Raw genomic sequence first — 23271 nt, 5'->3', positions numbered from 1 at the left:
ACCCAGCCTGGAAACTGGCGTCACCAGTGTGGTGCGCCGGGAACCGGGCAACTTGATAATGCTCAATCGTGTATTCACAATCGCAGATCGATCCAGTCGTCAGTTTCCGCAACACCCAGGGTGAGGCGGTGCGCGGCACGATTTTCAACTTGCAGCGCAATTCGCTGGTCATGGAAATCTACAATCCATACTCGATTGTGCAGGTCAGCGAGGTGCTCAATGACGTGACCGTGCGCATGGGGGCAAAGAACGCCTACGTGGGCAAGGCCGTCGTCATCAGCAGCGTCAACACGGGCCTGACCGCCATCGTGTCCGTCACCCTGATCGACGAGTGGCGCGAGCTGAGCGACGTGGTCGTCGTCAAGGGCGCCGTATTGAAAGAATCGAGCGCCTTTGTCGCCGGCTGGGGCGAGCGCTTCCGCATCCGCCGCGATTACCAGATCGTCGTCAACGAAATGCGCGCCTTCCTGTCGGAAGTGGCGCGCTGGGTCGAGCAGGTCGACTTGTCGGACTCCTTGCCGAAGGAAAACGGCCGGCTGCGCCCCGACATCTTCGACGAGCTGGCCTTGCCGCTGATGGAGCAAACCCAGCTGTACTTGCGCCAGCTCGAGGTGGAAGCGTCGCTGGTCGAGGAAGAGCGGGCGCCAGCGCACCGCGCCTTCGCCCAGGCGGCCTTGCACCCGCTGATCCTGCGCGCACCGTTCGTTTTCCGCACGTTTACCAAGCCGCTCGGCTATGCGGGCGATTACCAGATGGTCAACCAGCTGCTGGACGATCCGCGCCAGGGGCCGAGCACGTATTTTCAGATCGTCAATGCGGCCTTCCTGCAGGCGGCCGTGGCGACGGCGCACCGCAACCGCATCGATATCCTGACGGAATTCCTGTCGCAGAAGGCGGCGCGCGCGCGCGCGCCGCCGGGCGCGGGCGCGTGTACAAAGTGCTCAACGTGGGCTGCGGCCCCGCCATCGAGGTGCAGCGTTTCCTGGAAACGTGCCCCGATGCGCAATGGCTGGCCTTCGAGCTGGTCGACTTCAGCAGCGAGACGCTGGACTGGACGCGCGCGCGCCTGACCACCATCATGCAGCGCACGGGAAGAGTGGTCGAGATCGATTATGTGCACGACTCCGTGCACAACCTGCTCAAGCGCCGCCACGGTTCGGGCGCCACGGGTTTGCCCGGCAGTTTCGACGCCGTGTATTGCGCCGGCCTGTTCGATTATCTGTCCGACAAGGTGTGCGCGCGCCTGCTGATGCACTTCGCTTCGCGCGTGGGCCCGGGCGGGCGGCTGCTGGTGACGAATGTGCACGCCGATAATCCGGGCAAGTTTGGCATGGAGCATTTGCTGGAATGGCATTTGATATATCGCAATGAAGCGGGCTTGTCGGCCTTGCTGCCCGAACATGCGACGGACCCGAAAACTCTATGTCGACGCCACGGGCGTGAATGTGTTTGCGGAAGTGAGCATTCCTTGATGATGGATACCCCAGGCCTGCACGCCGGCTACACGGCCGTTTTGCGCGACTTCCGCCTGGAATTCAGCCGCGGCGGGGCCTACACGGGCATTGTGCTGATCCTGCTGGGCATGGGCCTCGATTCGGCCCTGTATCCCGATAAACAGTCGGCATTTACCAGCGCGCGCATCCTCGTGTCCGTGCTGATCTTCTGCGTCGTGCTGGCCATGCGCACGCGCTGGGCGCAAGACCGCATCCAGGGGCTGACGTTTGTGTGGCTGATCCTGCCGCAAATCATGATCGCCTGGATGATCGCCGTGACGGAAGGCGCCACCTCGATCTATTACGTGGGCATGACCCTGGCCATCTATTCGTCGGGCATCGTGCTGGCCTTCGGCCTGTGGCAAAATATGGTCTTTGGCGCCATTTCCTGCCTGCTGTACGTGGCCGCCGCCTGCGCCTGGCATGCGGGCGGCTTCGACTTGCCGGGCACGTTTGTCGTCAATTGCCTGTTCCTCATCATGTCCGCCAGCATCAGCGCCGTGTTTACCTATTTCAATGAGCGCGCCCGCTTCATGCTGTTCCAGCTGAAGGCGGAAGTGGCGCAAAAGAACACGCAGCTGGAAGAAACGAATAAAAGCCTGGCCGATATCAAGGGGCAGATGCTGCAACAGGAGAAAATGGCTGCCATCGGCACCCTGGCCGCCGGCATGCTGCACGAGGTGAACAACCCCGTGAATTTCTGCATGATGGCCATCGAGGTAGCCATCGAAGACCCGGCCGCCAAGCAAAGCGCGCTGGTCAGCGAATGCCTGGCCGACGCCAAGCAGGGCATGCTGCGCGTGCAGCACATCGTGTCCGATTTAAAAACCTTTGCCTACCGCAAGAGCGGCAACCAGCTGGAAACGGGCCACTTCCAGTTCCGCAGCGCGCTCGATGCGGCCATCCGCCTCGTCGGCCACGAAACGAAGAACGTCAGCATCAGCCACGACTTGCCGGTCGACACCCTGGTGCGCGGCGACGAGGCGGCCATCGTGGGCGTACTGATCAATTTGCTGGGCAATGCCGTGCTGTCCATGCGCAAGGGCAATGCGCCGCCGTACGAGATCCGCATCACGGCCCACTGGGACGACAACCGCCTGCGCATCAGCGTGCGCGACAACGGCCCCGGCATCGCCCCGGAAAACCTGGCGCGCGTGTTCGAACCGTTCTTCACCACGCGCGAAGTGGGGCAGGGCCTGGGTCTGGGCCTGAGCATCAGCTATGGCGTGATCGAGCGCCACGGCGGCACCCTCTCCGCCGAAAGCGAGCTGGGTGCATGGGCCAGCATGAATTTCGACTTGCAGCGCTCCGACTGGGAGGGCCGTTAATGGACAGCGATAGCCGCGCCAGCGTGCTGTACGTGGACGATGAAGCGCTCGCCTGCAAGTATTTCGAGCGCGCCGTCGGCCAGCGCTACCGCGTGCTGACGCTGACGGCGCAAAGCGTCGATGCGGCGCTGGCCTTGCTGAAAGATGAGGCCGCCAACATCGACGTGCTCGTCACCGATTACCGCATGCCGGACCGCCTGGGCAGCGAGTTGCTGCAGGAAGTGGCGCAGCGCTATCCGCACATCGTCTGCATGCTGGTCACCGCGTATGCGGACAAGGACGTGCTGCTGGAACTGATCAACGGCGGCACCTTGTTCCGCCTGCTGGAAAAGCCGCTCGACCTGGCCGCCATGCAAACGGCGCTGCAGCTGGCCGTGCAGACGGGGCGCGAGCGCGCCGCGCGCCGCCAGGGCCTGGTGGCGATGGAGGAATCGCTGGCTTTCCTCGCGCATGAATTGAACACGCCGCTGGCGGCCATCGCCAATTTCGCGCGCGGCATCGAACGGCGCGCGCAGGCGGATGCCGCCCCGCAGGCCGAGATCAGCGAAGCGGCCGCCTTGATGCATGACAATGCGCGCTATTGTTTGTCGGTGCTGGCCAGCTTTGTCGACACGGTGCGCCTGGCCAGCGCCGGGCCCGGCATGCAGGGCGGACGCCGCGCCGGCAGCGCGCGCCAGCTGCTGGCCGCCTTGCTCGACAGCTATCCCCTGAGCACGGCCCAGCGCGCCGCCATCACGGTCGAGCAGGGCGAGGATTTTGCCATTGCCGAATCGCCCAATTGCGTGGCGCTGATACTGTCGTCCGTGCTGGGCAATGCCTTGCGCTCGGCCGGCGAGCAAGCCCATCCGGCTATCGGCATCCGCATCGATGCGGGCCGCATCACGGTGCGCGACAACGGCGCCGGCATCGCCCCCGAGATCGTCGAACAGCTGTTGATCGACCCCGTGAGTGCCAGCGGCAGCGAAGGCAAGGGCTGGGGCATGGTGTTTTGCCACCGCATGATGCAGTCGTTCGGCGGCAACCTCGATATCGCCACCGAGTTTGGCAGTGCCACCACGGTCACCCTGAATTTTCCAGTACATATAAGGAACGAGCATGATTGACGCCAATCTCTGCGTTTGCCGGCTCAGCTTGAGCCGGCACAAGGCTTGCCGACGATACTCTATGTCGATGACGAGGCCAACGCCCTCAAATATTTCCAGCGCGCTATCGCGCCGCTGGCGAACGTGCTGACGGCCACCTCCGTCGAGGAAGGCAAGCGCATCCTTGACGAGCAGGCTGACCGCATCGCCGTGCTGGTGTCGGACCAGCGCATGCCTGGCGCCTACGGCAACGAGCTGCTGTCGTATTGCTGGGACCGCCATCCGCACATCGTGCGCATACTGACCACCGCGTATTCCGAACTTGAGCACACGGTGGAAGCCGTCAACCAGGGGCAGATCCACCGCTACATCCAGAAGCCGTGGGATATCGCGGCCCTGCGCATGGAACTCAAGCAGGCGCTGGAACTGGCGCGCTTGCGCAATGAACACGCGCAATTGCTGCGCGAAAAGCTGATGGTGCGCCAGCGGCAAGCCGTCGCCAACCGCATCGGCACCCTGTACGCGCTGTGCGCCAGCCTGGCCGGTCCGGAACAGCAGCTGCCCGTGGAAGCGTATCTGTCGGCGGCCCTGACGGCCGGCGTCACGCCGCCCGAGCCGGACTGGCTGCTGATGGATTATGCCGACCTGGTCAGTTCGGAAGCCTTCCGCGGCACCGCCTTTGCCGCCGCCGTGCGCCAGCAGCTCGACACGCTCGAGCGCGAGCATCCGGGGCGCGGCGTGGAGCAGGCGATCGACATGCTGCTGCCCGTGTTTGGCGCGGCGCTGCAAAACCAGGGCGGCACGGCGCTGTTCCTCGATGGACGCCTGCTGACGGAATTCCTGGAAACACCGACCACCACGCCCGTCTCGTCCATCCACGCTTTCTGGCTGGCCAGCTTGCTGTGGCTGGCGCGGCGCGGCTGGTCTTTGCAGCTGAGCAAAACGGAACTGGGCTTGCAAGGCAAGGTGGTGCAGGCCGAGCCGGCCCTCACGCCCGACCACCTGGCGGCCTGGATCGAGCAGTTCTAAGCTGGCGTCGCCTATTTGGTTTCTGGTTCCCATACGTAAGCGACGGTGGCCCATTGCTGCACTGGCTGGCCGTTCTGTTGCGCTGGCGTGAAACGGCAAATGCTGAGGGCCGCGCGCGCCGCTTCGTCCAGTTGGGGGTGGCCGCTACTACGTTCCAGCTGCGATTCCAGCACCGCACCATCGGTGTCGATCAGCAAGGCCAGAAAAGTCGTGCCTTGCGCCACCTCTGGCAGCGTAGCCGGTGGGTATTTCGCCTTGCTGCAGTTGCGCATATCTACCACGGCCGCTTTGACAAGACCCAAGGCGTCAGCGGTAACGGGCGGGGCCGTGGCGGGCGCAGCATGGGTATGGGTGGTGCCGGCGCAGGCCGCGAGCACGAGAGGTGCCAGTAGGCGGCCGCTTAGGCTGAGAGGTTTCAAGGGGACTCCTACAATGAAATTGCAAAAAAACAGGGCCGCGCGGGCCCTGTTTCCATTTGCTGCGGGCAGGCTTAGCGCTCCGACGCCGCCTTCAGGTTGTTCAAGCCCTTTTCAAAATCCTTGCCGATCATCCTGTCCATGCTGACGAACACCGTCATGACCTTGCTGACGTAAGGGCTGGGGCCCGTCATGGTCCAGTTCACCTTGGTGCTGTCGCCCTCGGGTGTCATGGTAAACGTGGTGGTGTTGTGGCTTTCGAACGGTTTCAGGAAGTCCAGCTTGATGACGGTGCGCTCGGGCTGGGCCGCTTCCGTGATTTCCATGCGGCCGGCGCCCACCTTGTCGTTGCCTTGCCACGCATATTGCGCGCCCAGGCCATTGGCCGGTCCCGTAAATGTGCGGCGCATGGCGGGATCGAGCTTTTCCCACGGGGACCAGGCGGCCCAGTAATGGAAGTCCGTGATCAGGGCGGCGATTTTATCGGGCGGGGCCTTGATGGTGATTTCGCGCTGGACACTGAAGGTGTCGGGCTTGGTGGTGGCATAGCCGAGGATGGCGGCGACGACGACAACGATCAGCAGCAGGGTTTTTTTGATCATATGCTCTCCAAATCTTGAATGGTCGATGCGAACGAATCAAGGCAATCTTAGCAGATATGAATGGCCGTGCGCTGCTAGTTGGCCTTTATTTGCGCCAGCGCGCCGCCGGGCCGCCTGCACGCCAGGGTTGTGCCGGTTTGTGGCGGGAGCCGGCGTCCGCTAGAATGCTGGCCTGCAAAGATTTCAGAGGGAAATATGATTCATCGATCGATCACCAGGCTGACCCTGGCGTGCGGCGTGCTGGCGTCCGCCTTTGCCGCGAACCTGGCGCATGCCGATGCCTGTCCTGCCCATTACGTCGATGGCCGCAAGCCGGAAATCACCAACCCCAAGCTGGACGTGGCAACCAAAGAGCTGTGCTACAACGTGTTTGGCGTGATGCATTCGGGGATTACGCGCACGCCGCTGTGGTCGGCCGAGCACTTGACGGCGAACAACCTGGAAGCGGCGCAGGACTTGTCGCGCGAAAACTCCTTCCATGCGAACGCAAGCTGCCCGCCGCCCAGCGCGCGGAGCTGGCCGATTATGCGCGCAGCGGCTTCGACCGTGGCCACATGGCGCCGAACGGCGACATGCCGGACCGCCAGAGCCAGCGCGACAGTTTTACCCTGGCCAATATGGTGCCGCAAGACTCACGCAACAACCGCTATGTGTGGGCCGGCATCGAGGGCGCCGTGCGCAAGATGGCGAAGAAGGAGGGCGACCTGTACGTGATCACGGGACCGGCCTTTATTGGCGGCAACTTGCGCAAGGTGGGAAGAGTCATCGTGCCCAGCCACCTGTACAAGGCCGTGTACAGCCCGCGCCAGCGCGCCGGCGCCGCCTACTTCATCGAAAACGTCGATACCAAGGCGTATGAAGTGCTGAGCATCGCGCAACTGGAAGACAGGATAGGCATCGATCTGTTACCGTCGCTGACGCGGCAGCAGAAACTGCGCATGCTGAGTTTGCCGAAGATCAATAGCAAGTCCAAGAAATAACAAGACCGTCGAAAAGGAAATCCCATGTGCGCAAAGAAATTCGTCCCGTATGCCAATGAAAGCGATGTGCTGGAAATCGGCAATCTGAGCATCGAAAACCGGGTCGACCGCATCAGCCTCAGCGGCGACATCGACCTGACCCTGGACAAGCCGGGCCTGGCCCTGGCGAAGCAGCTGCAAAAACTGCTGGGCGACGTGGTGGCCCAGCTGGAAAAGCAGGAATTGCCCGACCAGCTGCCGCCGCCCGAGGTGACGTCGGTGGCCAATCCCTTCGAGTGACGCGGGTGGGGGAGGCTACTGTGCCGCTTTGGCGGCGCGATAGTAGCCGTTCCGGCTGAGTTCTTCCGGCGCATTCGCCACCTCGTAGGCGGTCAAGGCGATGGCGATGGCCGAATACTGCTGCGCCGCGCTGAAAGGCAGCACGTTCTCATACGTGTCCAGCACCGTGTGATGCACGCGGCCGTAGTCGAAATTGCCGAGCACGCTAAATTTCGGCGTCGGCACGCCATGCAGGCTGAAGACGGCGTCATCGCTGCCTGCCCGCGCATTCATCGCCTTGCTGGCGTCGCGCGGCACATCGTTGACGGTCGCGGCGAAGCCGAACACGGGGTGGACGTCTTGCAAGGTCTGTTCCACCCGGCCAAACACGGGTTGCCAGGCCGTGGGAACGGCGATGCCGTCGATGGCGCCGGGGCGGCCGTCGCGGTTGAGCATCATGACGATGTTCTTCATTTCACCCGCATGCCGCTCGGCGAACGCGAACGATCCCTTGCGGCCGATTTCCTCCGCGCCGAAGGCGACAAACATGATGGTGCGGCGCGGCTTCGCTTCGGACAGCGCCAGCAGGCGCATCGCTTCCAGCATGGCCGCCACGCCGCCGCCATTGTCGGCCGCGCCCGTGCCGCCATCGTAGCTGTCGAGGTGGGCGCCGATCAGCACGATTTCCCCGGGCTTTTCCGTGCCGGGAATGCGGGCGACGACGTTGTGATACGTGACGGGGCCCGGGTAGAACCAGTTGCGGATATCAAATTCCAGCGTGACGGCTTCGCCGCGCGCCAGGCGCTGGCGGATGTCCGCGTACTGTGGCGCGGCCAGCTTGATGTCCGGCAAGGTCGGCAGCGAGGCCCAGGTGGCGGGCGCCGCGCTGGCGGCATACAGCGGTTCTTCGCCGGACTGGAGCGTGCCCAGGGCGCCAGCCTGCATCAGCACCCGGGTGATGGCCCTGGGCTTGTGGATGGCGCTGCCATCGCGCCCGCCGCCGCTGTTTTCGCCGCCGATCAGCACCCATTTGCCCTTGAATTGCGCGGCGCGCTGCTGCGCCTCTTCCAGGGTAGCCGGCCCCATGATTGCCAGGCCTTGCTGCACGCCGCGCGTGCCGGCCGAGTAGGCGGGCGTCGCCACGCGCAGGGGCTGATCCTGGGGCGCCACCATCCTGCCCGACCAGGGACCGCGGTTGAAGCCGGCGGGCATCTGGCCCGCTTCTTCCAGTTCGGCCTGCACGCCCCCATTGCTGCAATTGCATGCGCGCCCATTGCGCCGCATGCGTGTAGGCATCGCTGCCGGCCATGCGGCCGCCGAAGCGGTTGCTCAGGATGTCGAGCCAGTCCATCGCGCGCGGCTCGCTCGTGCCCAGCGCCACGATCTTGCGCGCCGTGGCGTCGCCGGAGCGTGATTGCGCCGCTTCGATGCGGGCATCCCTGCCGGACAGCGTGGCCAGGAAGGCGGGCAATGTACCTTGCCGGCGCGCCGCCAGCGCCGCATCCAGCTTGGCGGAACGGTGCAGCTTATTTTGGCGCAGCAGCGTTTCGTAGGCGCGCAGCACGCCCTGCATGCCCGCCAGGTCGCGCTCCCCTTGCTGCCGCGCCTGTTCCGGGTGTTCGATCTGGAAGGCCATCGCGCTGGCCAGGTACTGGAAGCGCAATGCCGCCCGCGTGGCCGGCGCGGGGGCGGTGCTGAGCCAGTCATCGGGCATGCTGTCGTCGAACGTGAGGTCGGGAAATGGCCTCGATCCATGCGCCCAGCCAGGCGCCGTCGCGCTGCTGCACGGCCAGCGGGTCGCCCTGCGCCTCGTTCGCCATCCGCACCACGCGCATGCGCTCGGCCGGCGTGGACGGGCCGCGCGCGGCCTTGCCTGCCGCTGCCGCTGCCAGCGCTGGCGCCGGCAGCGTGGGCGCCACATAGCGTTCCCTGAGCCGCGTGCCGCTCACGGGCTTGGGCTCGTTCTCATCGGTTTCGACCAGGCGTTCACCGCTCAGCACGTCGCCCCTGGCTTGCAAGGTCCAGCGTATCGTCACTTCGGTGCTGACCTCCTTGCCGTTGCGCCCCGTGCTGACGCGCTTGCCGGCATGCCGGAAGACGGTGCCGGCGGGGCCGGTTGTCCCGTGCACCGTGCGCGGCGCGGTGAGCTGGCCCCGTTCGTCGAGCCAGGCGATCGTCGCGCGCATGCCGCCTTGTTCTTCGGTAATGTCGAGTATGCCCGTGTCGATCAGGTCGGCCTCGACGCCATTCGTCGTGGTCGTGCCCGTTGCCGTCTGGAATTGCCATTGCCCGGCGAGGGCCGGCACTTGCGCGTACAGGGCGCCCGGCAGCGCGGCAGCGGCGAGGATGCAGGTGGCGTAAAGGTGGGGATGGAACAGGTGCATGGTTATCCTTGTCAGGGTTTTCACTCGGGAAGAGTCGAAAAACAGTATGGGGATAACCAGATCGCCAAGATGCTACTTTCCGACCAAGGCCGGGATTTGCGGAATGAAGGCGGGTTTGGCCGCGCCGAATGCCAGGTCAACCCCATCCGGCAAGCTGCATCGGACGAGGTTGATCTGGCACAAACTTACCTGGCGAAGGCCTGCGCCGCCGGCGTGACGGTGACGGCCGCCGGCTTGATGTTCAGCTTCATCGCGCCGATGACCTTGTCTTCATCGAGCAAGGCTTGCGGCTTGTTGCCATCGTACTTGATCGGAGAGAACGCGTCGCTGACGAGCTTTTCCTTCAAGCCGGCCGCATCCTTGGCGACGATCACCACGGACAGGTTCTTTGCCGACAGATGCTGTTTGATGGCGCGGTTGACGTCTTGCACCGTCAGTTTCGACAAGCCATCACGCATCAGCTTGGTAAATTCCGGCGTGCCATACCATTGCGAATCGAGCGCATAACCGAGCTGCTGGTCTTGCGTCGACGTCATGACGAAGACGTTCTTCATCAGGTAGTCGCGCGTGGTGGCGAAATCGTCCTGCGTCAGACCGTTGTCGACGAGCTTGCCCAATTCCGTCAGGGCCACGCGCAGGGCGAAGTGGGCGTTGTCCGGCGCCACGGGGCGGATCCAGATTTCGAACAGCTGCGCCTTGCGGCCCAGGTTCGGGTTCGGGAAGAACTGATACATGCCGCGCGGGAACGCTTCGATGTACGCGTAATCGCCATAGTTCATGCCGCGCAGTTCGCGGATGCGCTGGTACAGATAGGAATTCGAGGCGCGGTGTTCGCCCAGCCACGTCTTCGCCAGCCACAGGGCGGGGAAGTCCGGGTGCGTGCGCGTCACGTCCAGCGGCAGGCCGAAGGAAATGGCCGTCGCGCGCGTGTTTTTCTCGATGATTTCCACTTCCAGGCCCTGCGCCTTGCGGCCCGCGGGTTTGACGGTGGCCGGCAGGCCTGGGCCGGCCGGCAAGCTTGCCAGCGCCTGCGTCAGCGAGGCCGTCATGGCGTCGGACACGTCGCCGGAAATGCCCACCTTGACGGCGCCTTGCGCGTACGCCGTCTTCCAGAACTGTTTCACGTCGTCCAGGGTGATGGCGTCGATGCCTGCCACCGTGCCCAGCACGGGGTGGCCGTATGGCGTGCCCGCATACACGTTGGTTTGCAGGCGTTCCTTGGCAAATTCCTCTTCGTTATTGTCCTTCAGGTCCAGCAGCAGCGCGTTGCGCTGCGCATCCTTCAGGCGGCGGAAGTCGTCTTCGCGAAAACCGGGCGAGAGCAGCAGGGGCAGGGCGATGGCGTTGAACTGCGTCCAGTTATCCTTGTGGATGGAACCCGTAAACGTCGTCATTTCCTTGTCCGTCTGCTGGCTGAAACTGCCGGCCAGCGGGAACAGGGCCTGGTTGATTTCGTCGATCTTGCGCTCGGACGAGCCGCCGGACGCCACCATGGCGGCCGTCAGCGCGGCCAGGCCTTCCTTGCCTTGCGGGTCTTGCGCGGAACCGGCCGTAAACAGCAGCTTGTAGCGGATCTGCGGCAGCGCGGACTTTTGCACCAGCACGTCGAATTTGGCATTTGACGCGGCCGGCAGCAGGCTGGCCAGTTTCGGCGTGGCGGCGATGGCCGCCGGCATGGCTTCGTGCGACAGGGTGGTCACCACCAGGCCGTCGTCCGTCAGGTATTTGCGCGCGGCCGCTTGCAGGTCGGCCGGCGTGAGCGTGTCGATCAGGCGGTAGTACTGGTTGATGGTGGCGTACGAGCGGTCGAAATGCACGAACGAGGCCAGGGTGCCGGCGATCTGCTCCGTGTTGTCGAGCGAGCGGATCAAGCCGTATTTTTCGGCCGACTTGGCGTCCGCCAGGTCTTTTTCGCTCACTGGCGTGTCGCGCAGCTGCGCCACGGTGGCCAATATGGCGTCGCGCACGTAGACGGCGTCGGCGAGGTTTTTCACGCGCGCGCCCAGCACGGCCAGGGGCGGGTCGACGCGGTCCGGCGTCATGTCGAACAATTGATCGACCTTCTGTTCATTCTGCACCAGGCGTTTATATAGCGGCGAGGTGCGGCCGAACGACAGCGACAGCAAGGTCGCCAGCGCGGCCTGGTCCTTGTCCTTGACGGAAAACGCGGGCGCATGGAAGCCCACGGCCACCCACGGCAGGGTCGGCGTGGGCCAGGCCACGTGCTTGTAGACGGGGCCGCGTGGCGCGGGTTCCACGGGTACGGCCGCCTGCTGCTTGCCGCGCTGCCAGCTGCTCCAGTACTTTTCCACCAGCGCGATGGCTTGCTGCGGCTCCACGTCGCCGGCGATGATGATGGTGGTGCGTTCGGGACGGTACCAGCGGTCGAAGAAGAGCTTCGAATACGCGTACTGGTTCGGCATGTCTTCGATGTCCTGGATGAAGCCCATCGTCGTATGCTTGTAGGTATGCGTCGTGTAGGCGCTGTCGCGCATCACTTCGAACAGTTTCGACACGGGATTGGCGCTGTTCTTGTTGTATTCGCCCAGCACGGCCCGCGATTCCGTCTTGAACGCGTCTTCCGCGTAATCGAGGTGCTGGAAGCGGTCCGCTTCCACCTTCAGCACGGTTTCCAGGTCCTGCTTGGCAAACGTCGTGTGGTAATTGGTCAGGTCGTCGCTGGTGTACGCGTTCTGGCGCGCGCCGGCGCGGGTGATGACTTCCTGGTATTTCTCGGGCGGATACGCCTTGGTGCCGCGGAACATCATGTGTTCAAAAAAATGCGCGAAACCGGACTTGCCCGGCTCGACTTCATTGCGCGAACCCGTCTGCACGGGAATCTGCAGCGAGACCAGGTTCGGAAAGCCGGTCGGCACGATGATGATTTTCAAGCCGTTGGCCAGGGTCTTTTCCGTTGCCTTGAACGGCAGCAGGTCGGCCTTGGCGGCGGCAGCGCCGTGGGTGGCGGCCGGCTTGACGGGCGCGGCGCCCAGGTTCGACGCGGCCATGGCCGACAGGGCCAGGGCGAAAGCGGGTAATAAAACAGGCATGATTCTTGACACGGGGGCTCCTTCTTTTTGGATGTTATGAAAGTGCAACGCCGCAGCATAGAATATTCGTGCCGCCGTGCATAGGGGCACGAGTTGCAACGAGGAAAGATGTCTAGAAGTCGGGCCGCAGGATGCGCGCCGTCAGATGCGTCAGAAAATCGCGCCGGGTCGGCAGGAACATGCGGATATACACGATGCCGTGCGCGCGCTCATGCTGGTACACGACGCGGATGTCGTGGCACAGGCGCTGCCGCACGTCGAGGCCGAGGTCGCGGGCTTCTTCGATGGGCGCGCCGCTGTCGGGATAGATCTTCAGATCGGCCAGGAGTTGCCGAAAGTCCGAGCTGAACTGCTCGCAGGCCGCCGCCGCATGGCGCGCCTGGAAGTCGCTGCGCAATTCCCTGAAATCGGCTGCTGCGCTGTTCAGCACGACGATGCGCGTCATCTCAAGCCTGGTCGAGGCTGGCCAGGAAAGCTTCTTCGGACAGCACGTCGCCACGCACGATTTCCTGGTTGCCCATGGCGATCAGCTTCATGAACGCGTGCTGTTCCTGCATCTGCTGGGCCTGCCGCTTGCCTTCCTGGTAGGCGTGCATGGACAGCACGACCATCTTCGCTTCGCCATTTTGCGTGATGATGAGGGGCTCATCCTGGCCCGCGTCAAAGCTGCTGACGATTTCCGTCGTGTTGGCCTTCAAATAGGAAATCGGCTTGATGCGTTCCTTGAGTTCCATGGCGGCTCCGCGATTGAATGTGCATGTGAATGGGATAGGACTAAATATACACCAAATTTGGTCGTGTTTCCTGATGCCGGCACTTGCCGCTTACGTCAGCGTCGTTTCCGGCAGGCTGATGCGGTTGCGGCCCAGGTGCTTGGCGCGGTACAGGGCGCAGTCGGCCGTGTGGATCAGCTGCCCCAGTTCCGTGCCGGGGCCGGGCAGGGATGTGGCGGCGCCGATGCTGACGGTGACGCAGGCCCCGTCGGGACGCTTGCGCGGCAGTTGCAGCCGCTCCACGCGCTGGCGGATGCGTTCGGCCACGATGGCCGCGCCCTTGAGCGACTGGTTCGGCAAGATGACGGCAAATTCCTCGCCGCCGTAGCGCGCCACCAGGTCGTTCGTGCGCATTTCGCTGGCCACGGCGCCGGCCACCTTGCGCAGGCACAGGTCGCCGCCCTGGTGGCCGTGGCTGTCGTTGTATTCCTTGAAATTGTCGACGTCGACCATCAGCAGCGACAGGGGCTGGCTCTGGCGCTGGGCGCGCTGCCACTCGGCCAGGAGGGTGTCGTCGAAGCAGCGCCGGTTTGCCAGGCCCGTCAGGCCATCGCGCGTGGCCAGGCGTTGCAGTTCCGCCTGCGCGCGCTTTTCATCGGTCATGTCGCGCAGGGTTTCGACGACGGCGATCAGTTCGCCGTGGTTGCCGTAGATGGGGCTGGCATCGACGGCCAGGTAGCGCCGCCGCCCCCCGTGCGCGGCATGTCGCACCAGTTTTCCGCGCACAGATTGTTGCCCGTGCTGCTGCGGTATTGCTGCTGCGCGTACAGGGCGCGCAGGTCGCCGCCGCGTCCGGCCAGCAGCAGGTCGGCCAGGGTGGGGCGCTCGTCGTTGTAGAAGCAGCGGCCCGGCTCGCGCATGCCCAGCACTTCGGCGGCCGGCACGCCCGTCAGCTGTTCGCAGGCGCGGTTCCAGATCATCACCTGGCCATGCACGTCGAGGACAAAGGTGGGCACCACCAGCAATTCCATCATCTTGACGGCAAAACCCTGGGCTTCATCATAGGGCGAGGCGCTGGCAGGTGCGTGGCTATCCGGCATGTAAGCATCCTTCTTGGGGTGAATGGGGCGGGCTCGTTGGCCATGATGCAGCGCAGCGAGGCCGATGGTGTTGATCTTGAGCAATATTTTCAGCGATGGAGCATCGCCTCGTCGTGGCTGGCTGGCAGGGGCAGCGACAGGCTCAGGGTGGTGCCTGCGCCGCTGTGGCTTTCGATGTGCAGGCTGCCGCCGGCGGCGGCCACGCGCTCATGCATGCCGGACAGGCCGCAGCCGAGGCGTGGCGGCGAGCCCGTCAGCCCGACACCGTCGTCGCTGATGCGGCATGCCAGCGTGTCGCCCGCTTGCTGCAGGCAGAGCTGGACATGCGTGGCGCGCGCATGGCGGGCGATGTTCGCCAGCGCTTCCTGCAGCGCGTGATACAGCAAGGGGCCGTGCGCGCTGCCGGCGGCGGCGTCGAGCTGGTAGTCGCAGCTGCAATCGATGCCCGTGGTGCGCTTGAAATCCGCCAGCAAGCCGTCGCACGCCGCCTGCAGGCCGGCGTCGAGGGCGGGCGGGCGCAGGTCGTGGATGACGCAGCGCAGCGCCGCAATGCTCAGGTCGACATTGCGCGCCATCATGGCCAATTGCCGTGCCAGCAAGGGATCCGCGTCAGGCGTGCTGGTTTGCAGCATGGCCAGGTCGATTTTCAGGGTCAGCAGGTGCTGGCCCAGGTCGTCGTGGATGTCGCGCCCGATGCGCAGGCGCTCCTGTTCCCGTGCCTTGTGCTGCCCGCTGGCCAGGCGCTCTTGCTCGGCCTGCGCGCGCAGCTGTTCCAGCGCCCGCAGGCGCTGCGCCAGCCGGTGCTGGCGCCACAGCAGCAGCGCCAGCCCGCCGCACAGGATGGCGCAGGCCAGCATCGAAGGTGAGGGCGTGCCCGCCTGCAGCATCGGCCCGGCGGCATGGCCCGCGTGCAGGGATGCGAGAGCGGCGGCCGCCAGGCAGGCCAGAATGCTCCGGCGGTACGGCGGGCGTATCCAGCGTTGCACCATGTCCATGCTCCCCAAAAATGTTTTCCGTCAGGCAATGTTCTTACAGAAAATATATTAACTTTGGGCTATTTATATTGTCTAAACGCAAAAGCCGTGCAGTTTTGCCCGTCATTGTGGCTTTCTTGCCGCTGGATGCCGCGCCGCCGGGTGGCAGGCACGGCATTTGCACGGAAAGTGTCGTGGCGGCATATAATAGAGGGTTGTCAATCGGCTTTTGCGGTGACGGTGCGCTGCGCCGGCCTCGATGCGTTCGCCCTGCGCGATGACGCCAGCCAGCTCTTAGGAAATACAGTGACTTATAGCATCAAAGAGATTTTTTACACCCTGCAGGGCGAAGGCGCGCATGCGGGCCGTCCCGCCGTGTTTTGCCGCTTTTCCGGCTGCAACCTTTGGACGGGCCGCGAAAGCGACCGCGCCACGGCCGTGTGCCAGTTCTGCGACACGGATTTCGTCGGCACCGATGGCGAACTGGGCGGCAAGTTCAAGACGCCGCAGGAATTGGCCGCGCTGATCGACAGCCTGTGGCCGGCCAGCTATACCGCCAGCAAATATGTGGTGTTTACGGGCGGCGAACCGCTGCTGCAGCTGGACACTGCCCTGATCGACGCCATGCACGCGGTGGGCTTTACCATCGCCATCGAAACCAACGGCACCTTGCCCGTGCCCGCCGGCGTGGACTGGATCTGCGTCAGCCCGAAGATGGGTTCGACACTGGTCGTCCACAAGGGTAACGAAATCAAGGTCGTCATCCCCCAGTTCCAGCAAGACCTGGCCGCCTACGAAGGGCTCGATTTCGAGAACTTCTTCGTGCAGGCCATGGATGGTCCATTGGCCGCGCACAACATGAAGCTGGCCATCGAGACGTGCAAAAGCAACCCGAAGTGGAAGCTGAGCCTGCAAACCCATAAACTCCTGCAAATACCTTAACAAAACAATATGCTGACTATCACACGCAAGCTCGAATTCGACGCGGGCCACCGCATTCCCGACCACAAAAGCCAGTGCCGCAACCTGCACGGCCACCGCTACACGGTGGAAATCACCCTGGTCGGCAAGGTCATCGAAGCGGAAGGCAATTCCGACAACGGCATGATCATGGACTTTTCCGACGTCAAGACGCTGGCCAAGCAGCACCTGGTCGACGTCTGGGACCACGCCTTCCTCGTCTACGAGAAGGACACGGCCGTGCGCGATTTCCTGGCCAGCCTACCCGACCATAAAACCGTCGTCATCGACCGCATCCCGACCGTGGAAAACCTGGCGCGCATCGCCTTCGACATCCTGAAAGCGGCCTTTACCGACCATTTCGGCACGGGCTTGCACCTGCATAAGCTGGTGCTGCATGAAACGCCGAATTGCTGGGCAGAAGTGACCGATGACTGAAACGCACGCTGGCGCGCAGGACGCGCGCTATATGCAGCTGGCCCTGGAACAGGCCCAGCACGCGTGGGACCTGGGTGAAGTGCCCGTGGGCGCCGTCGTCGTCAAGGATGGCGAAGTCATCGCGCCGTGGGCTACAACCAGCCCATCGGCCGCCACGACCCCACGGCGCACGCGGAAGTGATGGCCTTGCGCGCGGCCGCCGAAAAGCTGGGCAACTACCGCTTGCCCGGCTGCGAGCTGTACGTGACCCTGGAACCGTGCGTGATGTGCTCGGGCGCCATGCTGCATGCACGGCTGGCGCGCGTCGTGTACGGCGCGGGCGACCCGAAGACGGGCGCCTGCGGTTCCGTGCTGAACCTGTTCGAGCAGCCGGCGCTGAACCACCAGACGGCCATCGCAGGGGGCGTGCTGGCCGACGAGTGCGGCGCTTTCCTCAAGCGTTTCTTTGCCGAGCGCCGCCGCGCGCAGGCGGAAGCGCGCAAGCTGGCCCATCCTCCGGCCTGATTTCGGCCCAGGCAGGGCCGTCATGGCCTTGTCCCGCGTGCCAGCCATGCCAGCCACCGCGGCTGGCATTTTTTATAATTGTTGCGAAATAACATCTGTCTAGACGACTTTGCCATTCTCAAATGAGAATGATTCGTGTTACAGTATTGTTTTCGCCAGCAAACTTTCCTTATGCATCGTTAACACTTTCGTTATCGATCCGGGTTCAAGAGCCAGCCTCCACTCTTAAACCGGATCATCATGACTACAGTGCTTCTGCAGCGTTCCGCTGCGCCCGTCGTATCTCCCGTTCCTGCCCGCCGCCACAACCTGGTGCTGCGCGCCGCCTTGCTGGGCTTGTTCGCCGCACCGCTGCTGCCTGCCGTGGCGCAAACGGCCGCCATCAACGCGGGCACGGCAGCCCAGGAACCGGCCAGGCTGCCTGTCTTCCCGGAAATCGTCGTCAACGCCAAACAGGATTACGAGCGCCGCGCCGGCACCAAGACGGTGATCCGCAGCGACGACCTGGAGCGCCGCAACGTGACGGACATGGCCGGCATCGTGCGCTATCAGCCGCTGATCAGTACGCCAATGGCGGCCTCGGGCGGCGGCGGCATGTGGGATGGCGCGGGCAACACCGGTTACAACATCCGCGGCCTGGAAGGCAACCGGGTCAGCCTGGAACTCGACGGCATTTCCCTGCCCGACGCGTCACCCAAGCCGGACAGCAGTAACATGAACGCCTTCGGCATGGGCCGCGATTATTTCGATCCAGAAACTTTCCGCGAAGTGCGCATCGATTCGGGCACGACGGCCGTCAGCGGCGCCAATCCCGGCCTGGGCGGCGGCGTGGCCTTCATCACCAAGTCGCCCGAGGATTTCCTGGGCGAAGGGGTGGACCATTACGTGGCGTATAAGTATGGCCGCGCCACGGCCGACCGCAGCAATGCGCACACCCTGACGGGCGCCGCCAAAATCGGCGCCAATCTGCAGGGCCTGGCCGTGTACGTGCACCGCGACGGCGAGCAGCTTGACAGCCGCGGCAGCGCCACCGTCAACCCGGATGACTGGCATTCGAACGCCTTGCTGTCGAAGCTGGTGTGGGCCTTGCCGGGCGAACAAAAGCTGGACTTGACGGTCGACATGTTCGAACGCAAGAACAAGCGCGACCTCAACAATAAAGTCAGCGCCATGTACCCGGACGGCGTGCAGCAGGATTCCACCACCAAGCGCACCCGCGTCAGCCTGGGCCACGAGGTGGTGCTGAAGGATTTCGCCCTGTTCGACCGCCTGACCTCGAAAGTCTACCTGCAGAATGCGAAGATCGAGGACAAGAGCAAGGGGCGCTATGTCTACCGCGGCAATGCCCAGCGCGCCATCGACACCAGCTTCAAGAATGACAGCATCGGCCTGAGTTCGGAAGCGTTCAAGCAGCTCAACGCGGACAACGCGCTGCTGTACGGCGTGCAGCTGGAACAGGCCAAATCGCGCCGGCCCTGGATGGAAGACCGCACCCTCATCGCCACGGGCGAGCACCAGATCACGCGCAAGAACCGCATGGCCGACATGGATGTCACCAAGCTGGCCCTGTACGTGCGCGACGACCTCAGTTTCGACCTGGGCGGCAAGAAAGCCGTGCTGACGCCGGGCCTGCGTGCCGACTACCGCAAGCTGGAGCCGAAAAACCTGCAGAACTACCTGATCGGCGTGCCGAATGCGGCCAAGGAAGTGCGCAAGGAGAGCGATTCCTACTTCACGCCGAGCCTGAGCCTGTCCGTGGAAGTGCTGCCGCAAATGCAAGCCTACGCCACGTTCACGCGCGGCACGCGCCTGCCGACGGCGATCGAACGCACGGGTACCTATGATTCCATCAGCTATACGGGCACGGGTAATGGCTATGCCGTGCTGGGCAATCCGAATCTGGGCAAGGAAACCAGCAAGGCATATGAACTGGGGTTGAAAGGCGACGTGACCAGGGGCTTGAGCATGCAGGCGTCCGTCTACCAGACGGAGTACAAGAACATGATCGAGTACGTGGCGCAAGAGCTGGATCCGGTGAATTACCCGACCCTCACCCTGGGCCTGTTCCGTCCGGAAAACATTGGCAATGCGCGCACCTGGGGCGCCGAGCTGAGCCTGCGCGCGGAGCTGGGCGCCTGGTTGCCCGCCATGCAGGGCTACCGCGTCGACCTGGCCACGGGCGTGGCCAAGGGCCGCTCCTTCAATACCTTGACGGGCGACAGCGGCGGCCTGGCCTCGGTAGCGCCGGCCAAGACGGCGCTGACCTTCGGCTATGACCATGCGAACAAGTTGTTCGGCCTGGAACTGACGGCGCTGCATGCCGGCGAGAAACAGGCGCCGAACGATTTGCTGATGGGCTCGACCGCGCCGCTCTTCAAGGTGCCGTCGTACACCATCTTCGACTTGTCGACCTACTGGAACGTGCACAAGAACGCCAAGATCATCGTCGGCGTGTACAACTTGACGGATCGCAAGTACTGGGATTACGCCGCCGCGCGCAGCCTGGCCGCCGGCACCACGGCTGCCAGCCGCGCCGAGATCGAGCGCTACGCCAGGCCGGGCCGCAACGTCGCCGCCAGCCTCAGCGTGAACTTCTAAATTTTTACCGGGGAGGGGCGCCTGCCCTCTTTTTTTTTCCATGTTTGATTGAATGGTCTCTCTATGAAGTTATCCAAACTCGTTCTATCCCTGCTAGGCAGCCTGCTGATTGCAAACGCATATGCGGCCCCAGCCACCCTGGCGGAACGCTGGTCCACCTTGCGCACGGAGCAGCCGAAGCTGCAGATCCGCGATGCGGCGCGCGCGCTGGGTGTATCCGAAGCGCAATTGCTGGCAACCAACATCGGCAAGGGCGTCACGCGCCTGCAGGCGGACGGCAACCAGCCGCGCGAAATCATGCGCGCCGCGCTGGACCTGGGCATCGTGCAAGCGATCACGCGCAATGAAAACGGCGTCATCGAAACGACGGGCGTCGCCAGCAAATTCAAGCAGGCGGGCGACAAGTCCGAGCAGGCCGACGCCAAGGACCCGGAAACGGAAGCGCGCCAGCGCAATATCGCGGGCGGCTACCTGGGCGGCCAGATCGACCTGCGTTTCCACTTTGAAAACTGGAAATACGCATTTGCGGTAGAACAAGCAGGCCGCGATGGCAAGCCGACGCGCAGCCTGCAGTTTTTTGACGCCAACGGCACGGCCGTGCACAAGATATACCTGCGCAACGAGCCGGGCGTGGCCGTCTACGATAAATTGGTGGCGACTTTCCGCCTGCCCCAGCAAAGCGCGGAGCTGAACGTGCTGGCCGTGGCGCCGAAAGCGGCGGAAAAGCCGGACAGCGAAATCGACGTCAAGGAATTTCAGCTGGCCTGGAAAGACATGACGGACGTGCACCAGTTTGCGCAAATCATGCGCGAATTCCACCTGTCGCGCGAACAGGCCCTGCGTCTGGCGCCGGCCGGCGTGGTCGAGCGCGTGACGCCGCAAGCGCTGCGCACCCTGCTGGAAAACGCGGCCAGGGACAAGGTCGCCATCATGGTGTTCCTGGGCAATGAAGGCTTGACGCAGATCTACAGCGGCAAGATCGAGAAAACCATGGCCGCCGGCGGCTTCTTCAACGTGCTCGACCCGGATTTTAATTTGCACATCCGCGACACGGCCCTGCGCAGCGGCTGGATCGTCAAGCGCGGCGGAGTCACTTCCGTCGAATTCTTCGACAACGACGGCACGCAAGTGGTCTCCTTCTTCGGCGTGCGCGAGCGGGGCAAACCGCAGCCGCAAAGCTGGGTGGACCTGGCCGATAGTCTGCCAAAGGCAAAATAAGGTTTTTTGCAAGTTGATGAGTATCAGCACGTGACAGAGCCGTAGCGAGCGGAAGCGAATTGTGGTCGAGAAGCGCAACCGTACTTTAGGTACGGTGAGCATCGCAGGCCGCAAGTCGCGACGCGCAGTAGGTTATGTCATGTGCGAGCAGAGCAACACTTCAGCTGGGTGCCGCGTGCCGGTCTCATGTCTGAAGCACAATAGTGGTATGCTGATTGCAAGGCCGCAGCGATCGTGTCTGCGTGCTGGTTCCTGAAGAGAGGCAATCATGGCAACCATCATGGCGAACGGCCTCAACATAGCTTATGAAAGCCACGGCGACCCCAACGATCCGTGCGTGCTGCTGGTCATGGGCCTGGGCATGCAGCTGATCGCCTGGCCGGCGGACTTCGTCGAAGGCATCGTGGAACAGGGCTTTCGCGTCCTGCGTTTCGACAACCGCGACAGCGGCCTGTCGAGCAAGATGGCGCTGGCGGGCAAACCGTATCTGCCCTTGGCCTACGTGAAAAACCTGCTGGGCTGGCCCCTGAAAACTTCCTACACCTTGAATGACATGGCGGACGACGCGCTGGGTTTGCTGGCGGCCTTGCGCATTGCCCAGGCGCATGTGATCGGCGTGTCGATGGGCGGCATGATCGCGCAAGTGATGGCGGCGCGCGCGCCGCTGCAGGTGCTCAGTTTGACCTCCATCATGTCGAGCAGCGGCCGACGCGGCTTGCCCGGCCCCACGCGGGCGGCGCGCAACGCCTTGTTGCAACGGCCGAAGCGCAATGCCAGCCGCGCCGAACTGATGGCGCACATGGCCGCCACCGTGCGCGTCATCGGCAGTCCCGCCTATCCCGTCTCGGAAAAGCTGCTGTACCAGCGCATCGAAGCGGCGTTGCAGCGGGGCAGCTGCCCCGAAGGCGTGGCGCGGCAAATGGTGGCGATCGCCGCCTCGGGCGAACGCACGGCCTTGTTGCCGAGCATCAGTTGCCCGGCGCTGGTGATCCATGGCGCGGCCGACCCCTTGATCCCCGTCGCCTGCGGCATCGATACGGCGGCGCTGATTCCGGGCGCGCGGCTGGAAGTGATCGAAGGCATGGGGCACGACATGCCGCCCCAGCTGATCGAGCGCCTGCTCGCCTTGATCGATGTGCATCTGCAAGGTAAGATGGCGCCCCAGATGCGCTCCCAGCCAGCCTAGGCGCGCCCACCATTTTTGAAGGCACGGGCATTTTGAAGACACCTGAAATTGGCATCGCCATCGTGGCGCCGGGCGGTTGCGCGCCCGATGACGCGGCCGTGGCGCGCGGCATCGCCCGCCTGCAGGCGCAAGGCGCCACCGTCCACAATTACTACGACCCTGAACACAGCTTCCAGCGCTTCGGCGGCACGGATGCGGGCCGCCTGGCGCAGCTCAATGCGGCAGCCGCCGACCCGGACGTGCAAGTGGTGCTCGCCTTGCGCGGCAGCTACGGCATCAGCCGCATCCTGCCCGACATCGATTTCGAGCGCATGGCGGACAGTGGCAAGCTGTTCGTCGGCTACAGCGACTTCACGGCCTTCCACATGGGCTTGCTGGCCAAGACGGGCCGCGCCAGCTTTGCCGGGCCCATGGTCTGTGATGATTTTACGCGCGACGAGCCAGAGCAATTTACGCTCGACCAGCTGTGGTCATGCCTGGCCGGTCCCATGCACACGGTCACGGGCGTGTCTGCCGGCAATCCGCAGGTCGAGGCGGTGGGCACCTTGTGGGGCGGCAACCTGGCCATGCTGGTGCACTTGCTCGGCACGCCATATTTCCCCCAGGTCGATGGCGGCATCCTGTTCCTGGAAGACGTCAACGAACACCCGTACCGGGTCGAGCGCATGCTGCTGCAATTGCTGCATGCGGGCGTGTTCGAACGCCAGCATGCGGTCGTGCTGGGCGACTTTTCCGCCTATAAATTGAGCCCGATGGACAAGGGCTACGATTTCGACGCCATGCTGGCCTACGTGCGCGCTCGCCTGCCCGTGCCTGTGCTGACGGGACTGGAATTCGGCCACATCCGCCGGCGGGTCACCTTGCCGTTCGGCGGCCAGGCGCGGCTGCAATCGGATGCGTCCGGCTTCAGCCTGCAGGTGGGCGATTACCCGACCCTGGCGCGCCCCTGAGCGCCCTC

20 protein-coding genes and 3 pseudogenes are annotated in these 23271 nt (G+C 63.9%); 13 read left to right on the top strand and 10 right to left on the bottom strand.

The annotated features are described in order from the left end of the window. Positions 1-68 precede the first annotated feature (68 nt). From ACQVLG_RS24575 to ACQVLG_RS24560, 4 genes and pseudogenes are all read left to right on the top strand, one after another. Positions 69-1472, top strand: a pseudogene (locus ACQVLG_RS24575) (class I SAM-dependent methyltransferase). A gap of 2 nt (positions 1473-1474) precedes the next feature. Further along, complete coding sequence (locus ACQVLG_RS24570; protein ID WP_474295785.1) at positions 1475-2821, top strand: sensor histidine kinase; 1347 nt, start codon at positions 1475-1477, stop codon at positions 2819-2821. Beyond that, positions 2821-3924: a hybrid sensor histidine kinase/response regulator gene (locus ACQVLG_RS24565; RefSeq protein WP_474291447.1), complete on the top strand. Its 1104-nt coding sequence runs from the start codon at positions 2821-2823 to the stop codon at positions 3922-3924. Before ACQVLG_RS24570 ends, ACQVLG_RS24565 begins: the two co-directional genes overlap by 1 nt. 45 nt (positions 3925-3969) lie before the next feature. Continuing rightward, on the top strand, positions 3970-4932 hold the full coding sequence (locus tag ACQVLG_RS24560; RefSeq protein ID WP_474291445.1) for a response regulator: 963 nt from the start codon (positions 3970-3972) through the stop codon (positions 4930-4932). 11 nt (positions 4933-4943) lie between these two features. On the opposite strand, the gene ACQVLG_RS24555 is transcribed toward ACQVLG_RS24560, so the two are convergent. Next, a complete protein-coding gene (locus ACQVLG_RS24555) occupies positions 4944-5351 on the bottom strand; it encodes an energy transducer TonB (RefSeq protein WP_474291443.1) in 408 nt (135 codons plus the stop codon). A gap of 71 nt (positions 5352-5422) precedes the next feature. Continuing rightward, a complete protein-coding gene (locus tag ACQVLG_RS24550; RefSeq protein WP_474291441.1) occupies positions 5423-5950 on the bottom strand; it encodes an SRPBCC family protein in 528 nt (175 codons plus the stop codon). 195 nt (positions 5951-6145) lie between these two features. On the opposite strand from ACQVLG_RS24550, the pseudogene ACQVLG_RS24545 reads away from it, so the two are divergent. Together ACQVLG_RS24545 and ACQVLG_RS24540 are read left to right on the top strand one after the other, a co-directional pair. Further along, a pseudogene (locus ACQVLG_RS24545) lies at positions 6146-6930 on the top strand (DNA/RNA non-specific endonuclease). A gap of 24 nt (positions 6931-6954) precedes the next feature. Next, positions 6955-7209, top strand: coding sequence for a hypothetical protein (locus ACQVLG_RS24540; RefSeq protein WP_474291440.1), 255 nt, complete (start codon positions 6955-6957; stop codon positions 7207-7209). Between the two features lie 15 nt (positions 7210-7224). On the opposite strand, the gene ACQVLG_RS24535 is transcribed toward ACQVLG_RS24540, so the two are convergent. From ACQVLG_RS24535 to ACQVLG_RS24500, 8 genes are all read right to left on the bottom strand, one after another. Beyond that, a complete protein-coding gene (locus tag ACQVLG_RS24535) occupies positions 7225-8430 on the bottom strand; it encodes a M28 family metallopeptidase (protein WP_474291438.1) in 1206 nt (401 codons plus the stop codon). Positions 8431-8891: 461 nt separating this feature from the next. Continuing rightward, a complete protein-coding gene (locus tag ACQVLG_RS24530; protein ID WP_474291436.1) occupies positions 8892-9572 on the bottom strand; it encodes a hypothetical protein in 681 nt (226 codons plus the stop codon). 185 nt (positions 9573-9757) lie between these two features. After that, positions 9758-12634 carry a M16 family metallopeptidase gene (locus tag ACQVLG_RS24525; protein WP_474291434.1) on the bottom strand — a complete coding sequence of 959 codons (2877 nt, stop codon included), beginning with the start codon at positions 12632-12634 and terminating at the stop codon, positions 9758-9760. A 100-nt stretch (positions 12635-12734) separates the two neighbouring features. Continuing rightward, positions 12735-13067 (bottom strand): type II toxin-antitoxin system RelE/ParE family toxin, encoded by a 333-nt coding sequence (locus ACQVLG_RS24520; RefSeq protein ID WP_474291432.1) that lies wholly within the window; start codon positions 13065-13067, stop codon positions 12735-12737. 1 nt (position 13068) lies between these two features. After that, the gene (locus ACQVLG_RS24515) at positions 13069-13356 is read right to left on the bottom strand and encodes a type II toxin-antitoxin system Phd/YefM family antitoxin (protein WP_474291430.1); all 288 of its coding nucleotides are present in this window, start codon (positions 13354-13356) and stop codon (positions 13069-13071) included. Positions 13357-13446: 90 nt separating this feature from the next. After that, positions 13447-14106, bottom strand: coding sequence for a GGDEF domain-containing protein (locus ACQVLG_RS24510; RefSeq protein WP_474291428.1), 660 nt, complete (start codon positions 14104-14106; stop codon positions 13447-13449). Further along, positions 14025-14435, bottom strand: coding sequence for a PAS domain-containing protein (locus tag ACQVLG_RS24505; protein ID WP_474291426.1), 411 nt, complete (start codon positions 14433-14435; stop codon positions 14025-14027). The genes ACQVLG_RS24510 and ACQVLG_RS24505 overlap by 82 nt, the downstream gene beginning before the upstream one ends. Before the next feature lie 89 nt (positions 14436-14524). After that, positions 14525-15424 carry a sensor histidine kinase gene (locus tag ACQVLG_RS24500; RefSeq protein ID WP_474291424.1) on the bottom strand — a complete coding sequence of 300 codons (900 nt, stop codon included), beginning with the start codon at positions 15422-15424 and terminating at the stop codon, positions 14525-14527. Positions 15425-15715: 291 nt separating this feature from the next. Here ACQVLG_RS24500 and queE point away from each other — a divergent pair, with 291 nt between their 5' ends. From queE to ldcA, 7 genes and pseudogenes are all read left to right on the top strand, one after another. Next, positions 15716-16351, top strand: coding sequence for a 7-carboxy-7-deazaguanine synthase (gene queE, locus ACQVLG_RS24495; RefSeq protein WP_474291422.1), 636 nt, complete (start codon positions 15716-15718; stop codon positions 16349-16351). A 9-nt stretch (positions 16352-16360) separates the two neighbouring features. Further along, entirely contained in the window at positions 16361-16807 is a 447-nt protein-coding gene (gene queD, locus ACQVLG_RS24490; RefSeq protein ID WP_034755997.1) for a 6-carboxytetrahydropterin synthase QueD, read from the top strand. Then, positions 16800-17311: pseudogene (tadA, locus tag ACQVLG_RS24485) on the top strand (tRNA adenosine(34) deaminase TadA). The gene queD and the pseudogene tadA overlap by 8 nt, the downstream one beginning before the upstream one ends. Positions 17312-17551: 240 nt before the next feature. Further along, complete coding sequence (locus tag ACQVLG_RS24480; RefSeq protein ID WP_474291419.1) at positions 17552-19909, top strand: TonB-dependent hemoglobin/transferrin/lactoferrin family receptor; 2358 nt, start codon at positions 17552-17554, stop codon at positions 19907-19909. Positions 19910-19972: 63 nt separating this feature from the next. Continuing rightward, positions 19973-21127, top strand: a complete 1155-nt coding sequence (locus tag ACQVLG_RS24475) for a hemin-degrading factor (protein WP_474291417.1) — start codon at positions 19973-19975, stop codon at positions 21125-21127. Between the two features lie 268 nt (positions 21128-21395). Then, positions 21396-22313 carry an alpha/beta fold hydrolase gene (locus ACQVLG_RS24470; protein ID WP_474291415.1) on the top strand — a complete coding sequence of 306 codons (918 nt, stop codon included), beginning with the start codon at positions 21396-21398 and terminating at the stop codon, positions 22311-22313. A gap of 32 nt (positions 22314-22345) precedes the next feature. Continuing rightward, entirely contained in the window at positions 22346-23263 is a 918-nt protein-coding gene (gene ldcA, locus ACQVLG_RS24465; protein ID WP_474291413.1) for a muramoyltetrapeptide carboxypeptidase, read from the top strand. Positions 23264-23271: the final 8 nt, after the last annotated feature.

The organism is Janthinobacterium sp. TPC_1 (assembly GCF_056037845.1).
The sequence above is the reverse complement of the archived record's forward strand: the minus strand, read 5'-3'. Positions and strand labels throughout refer to the sequence as shown.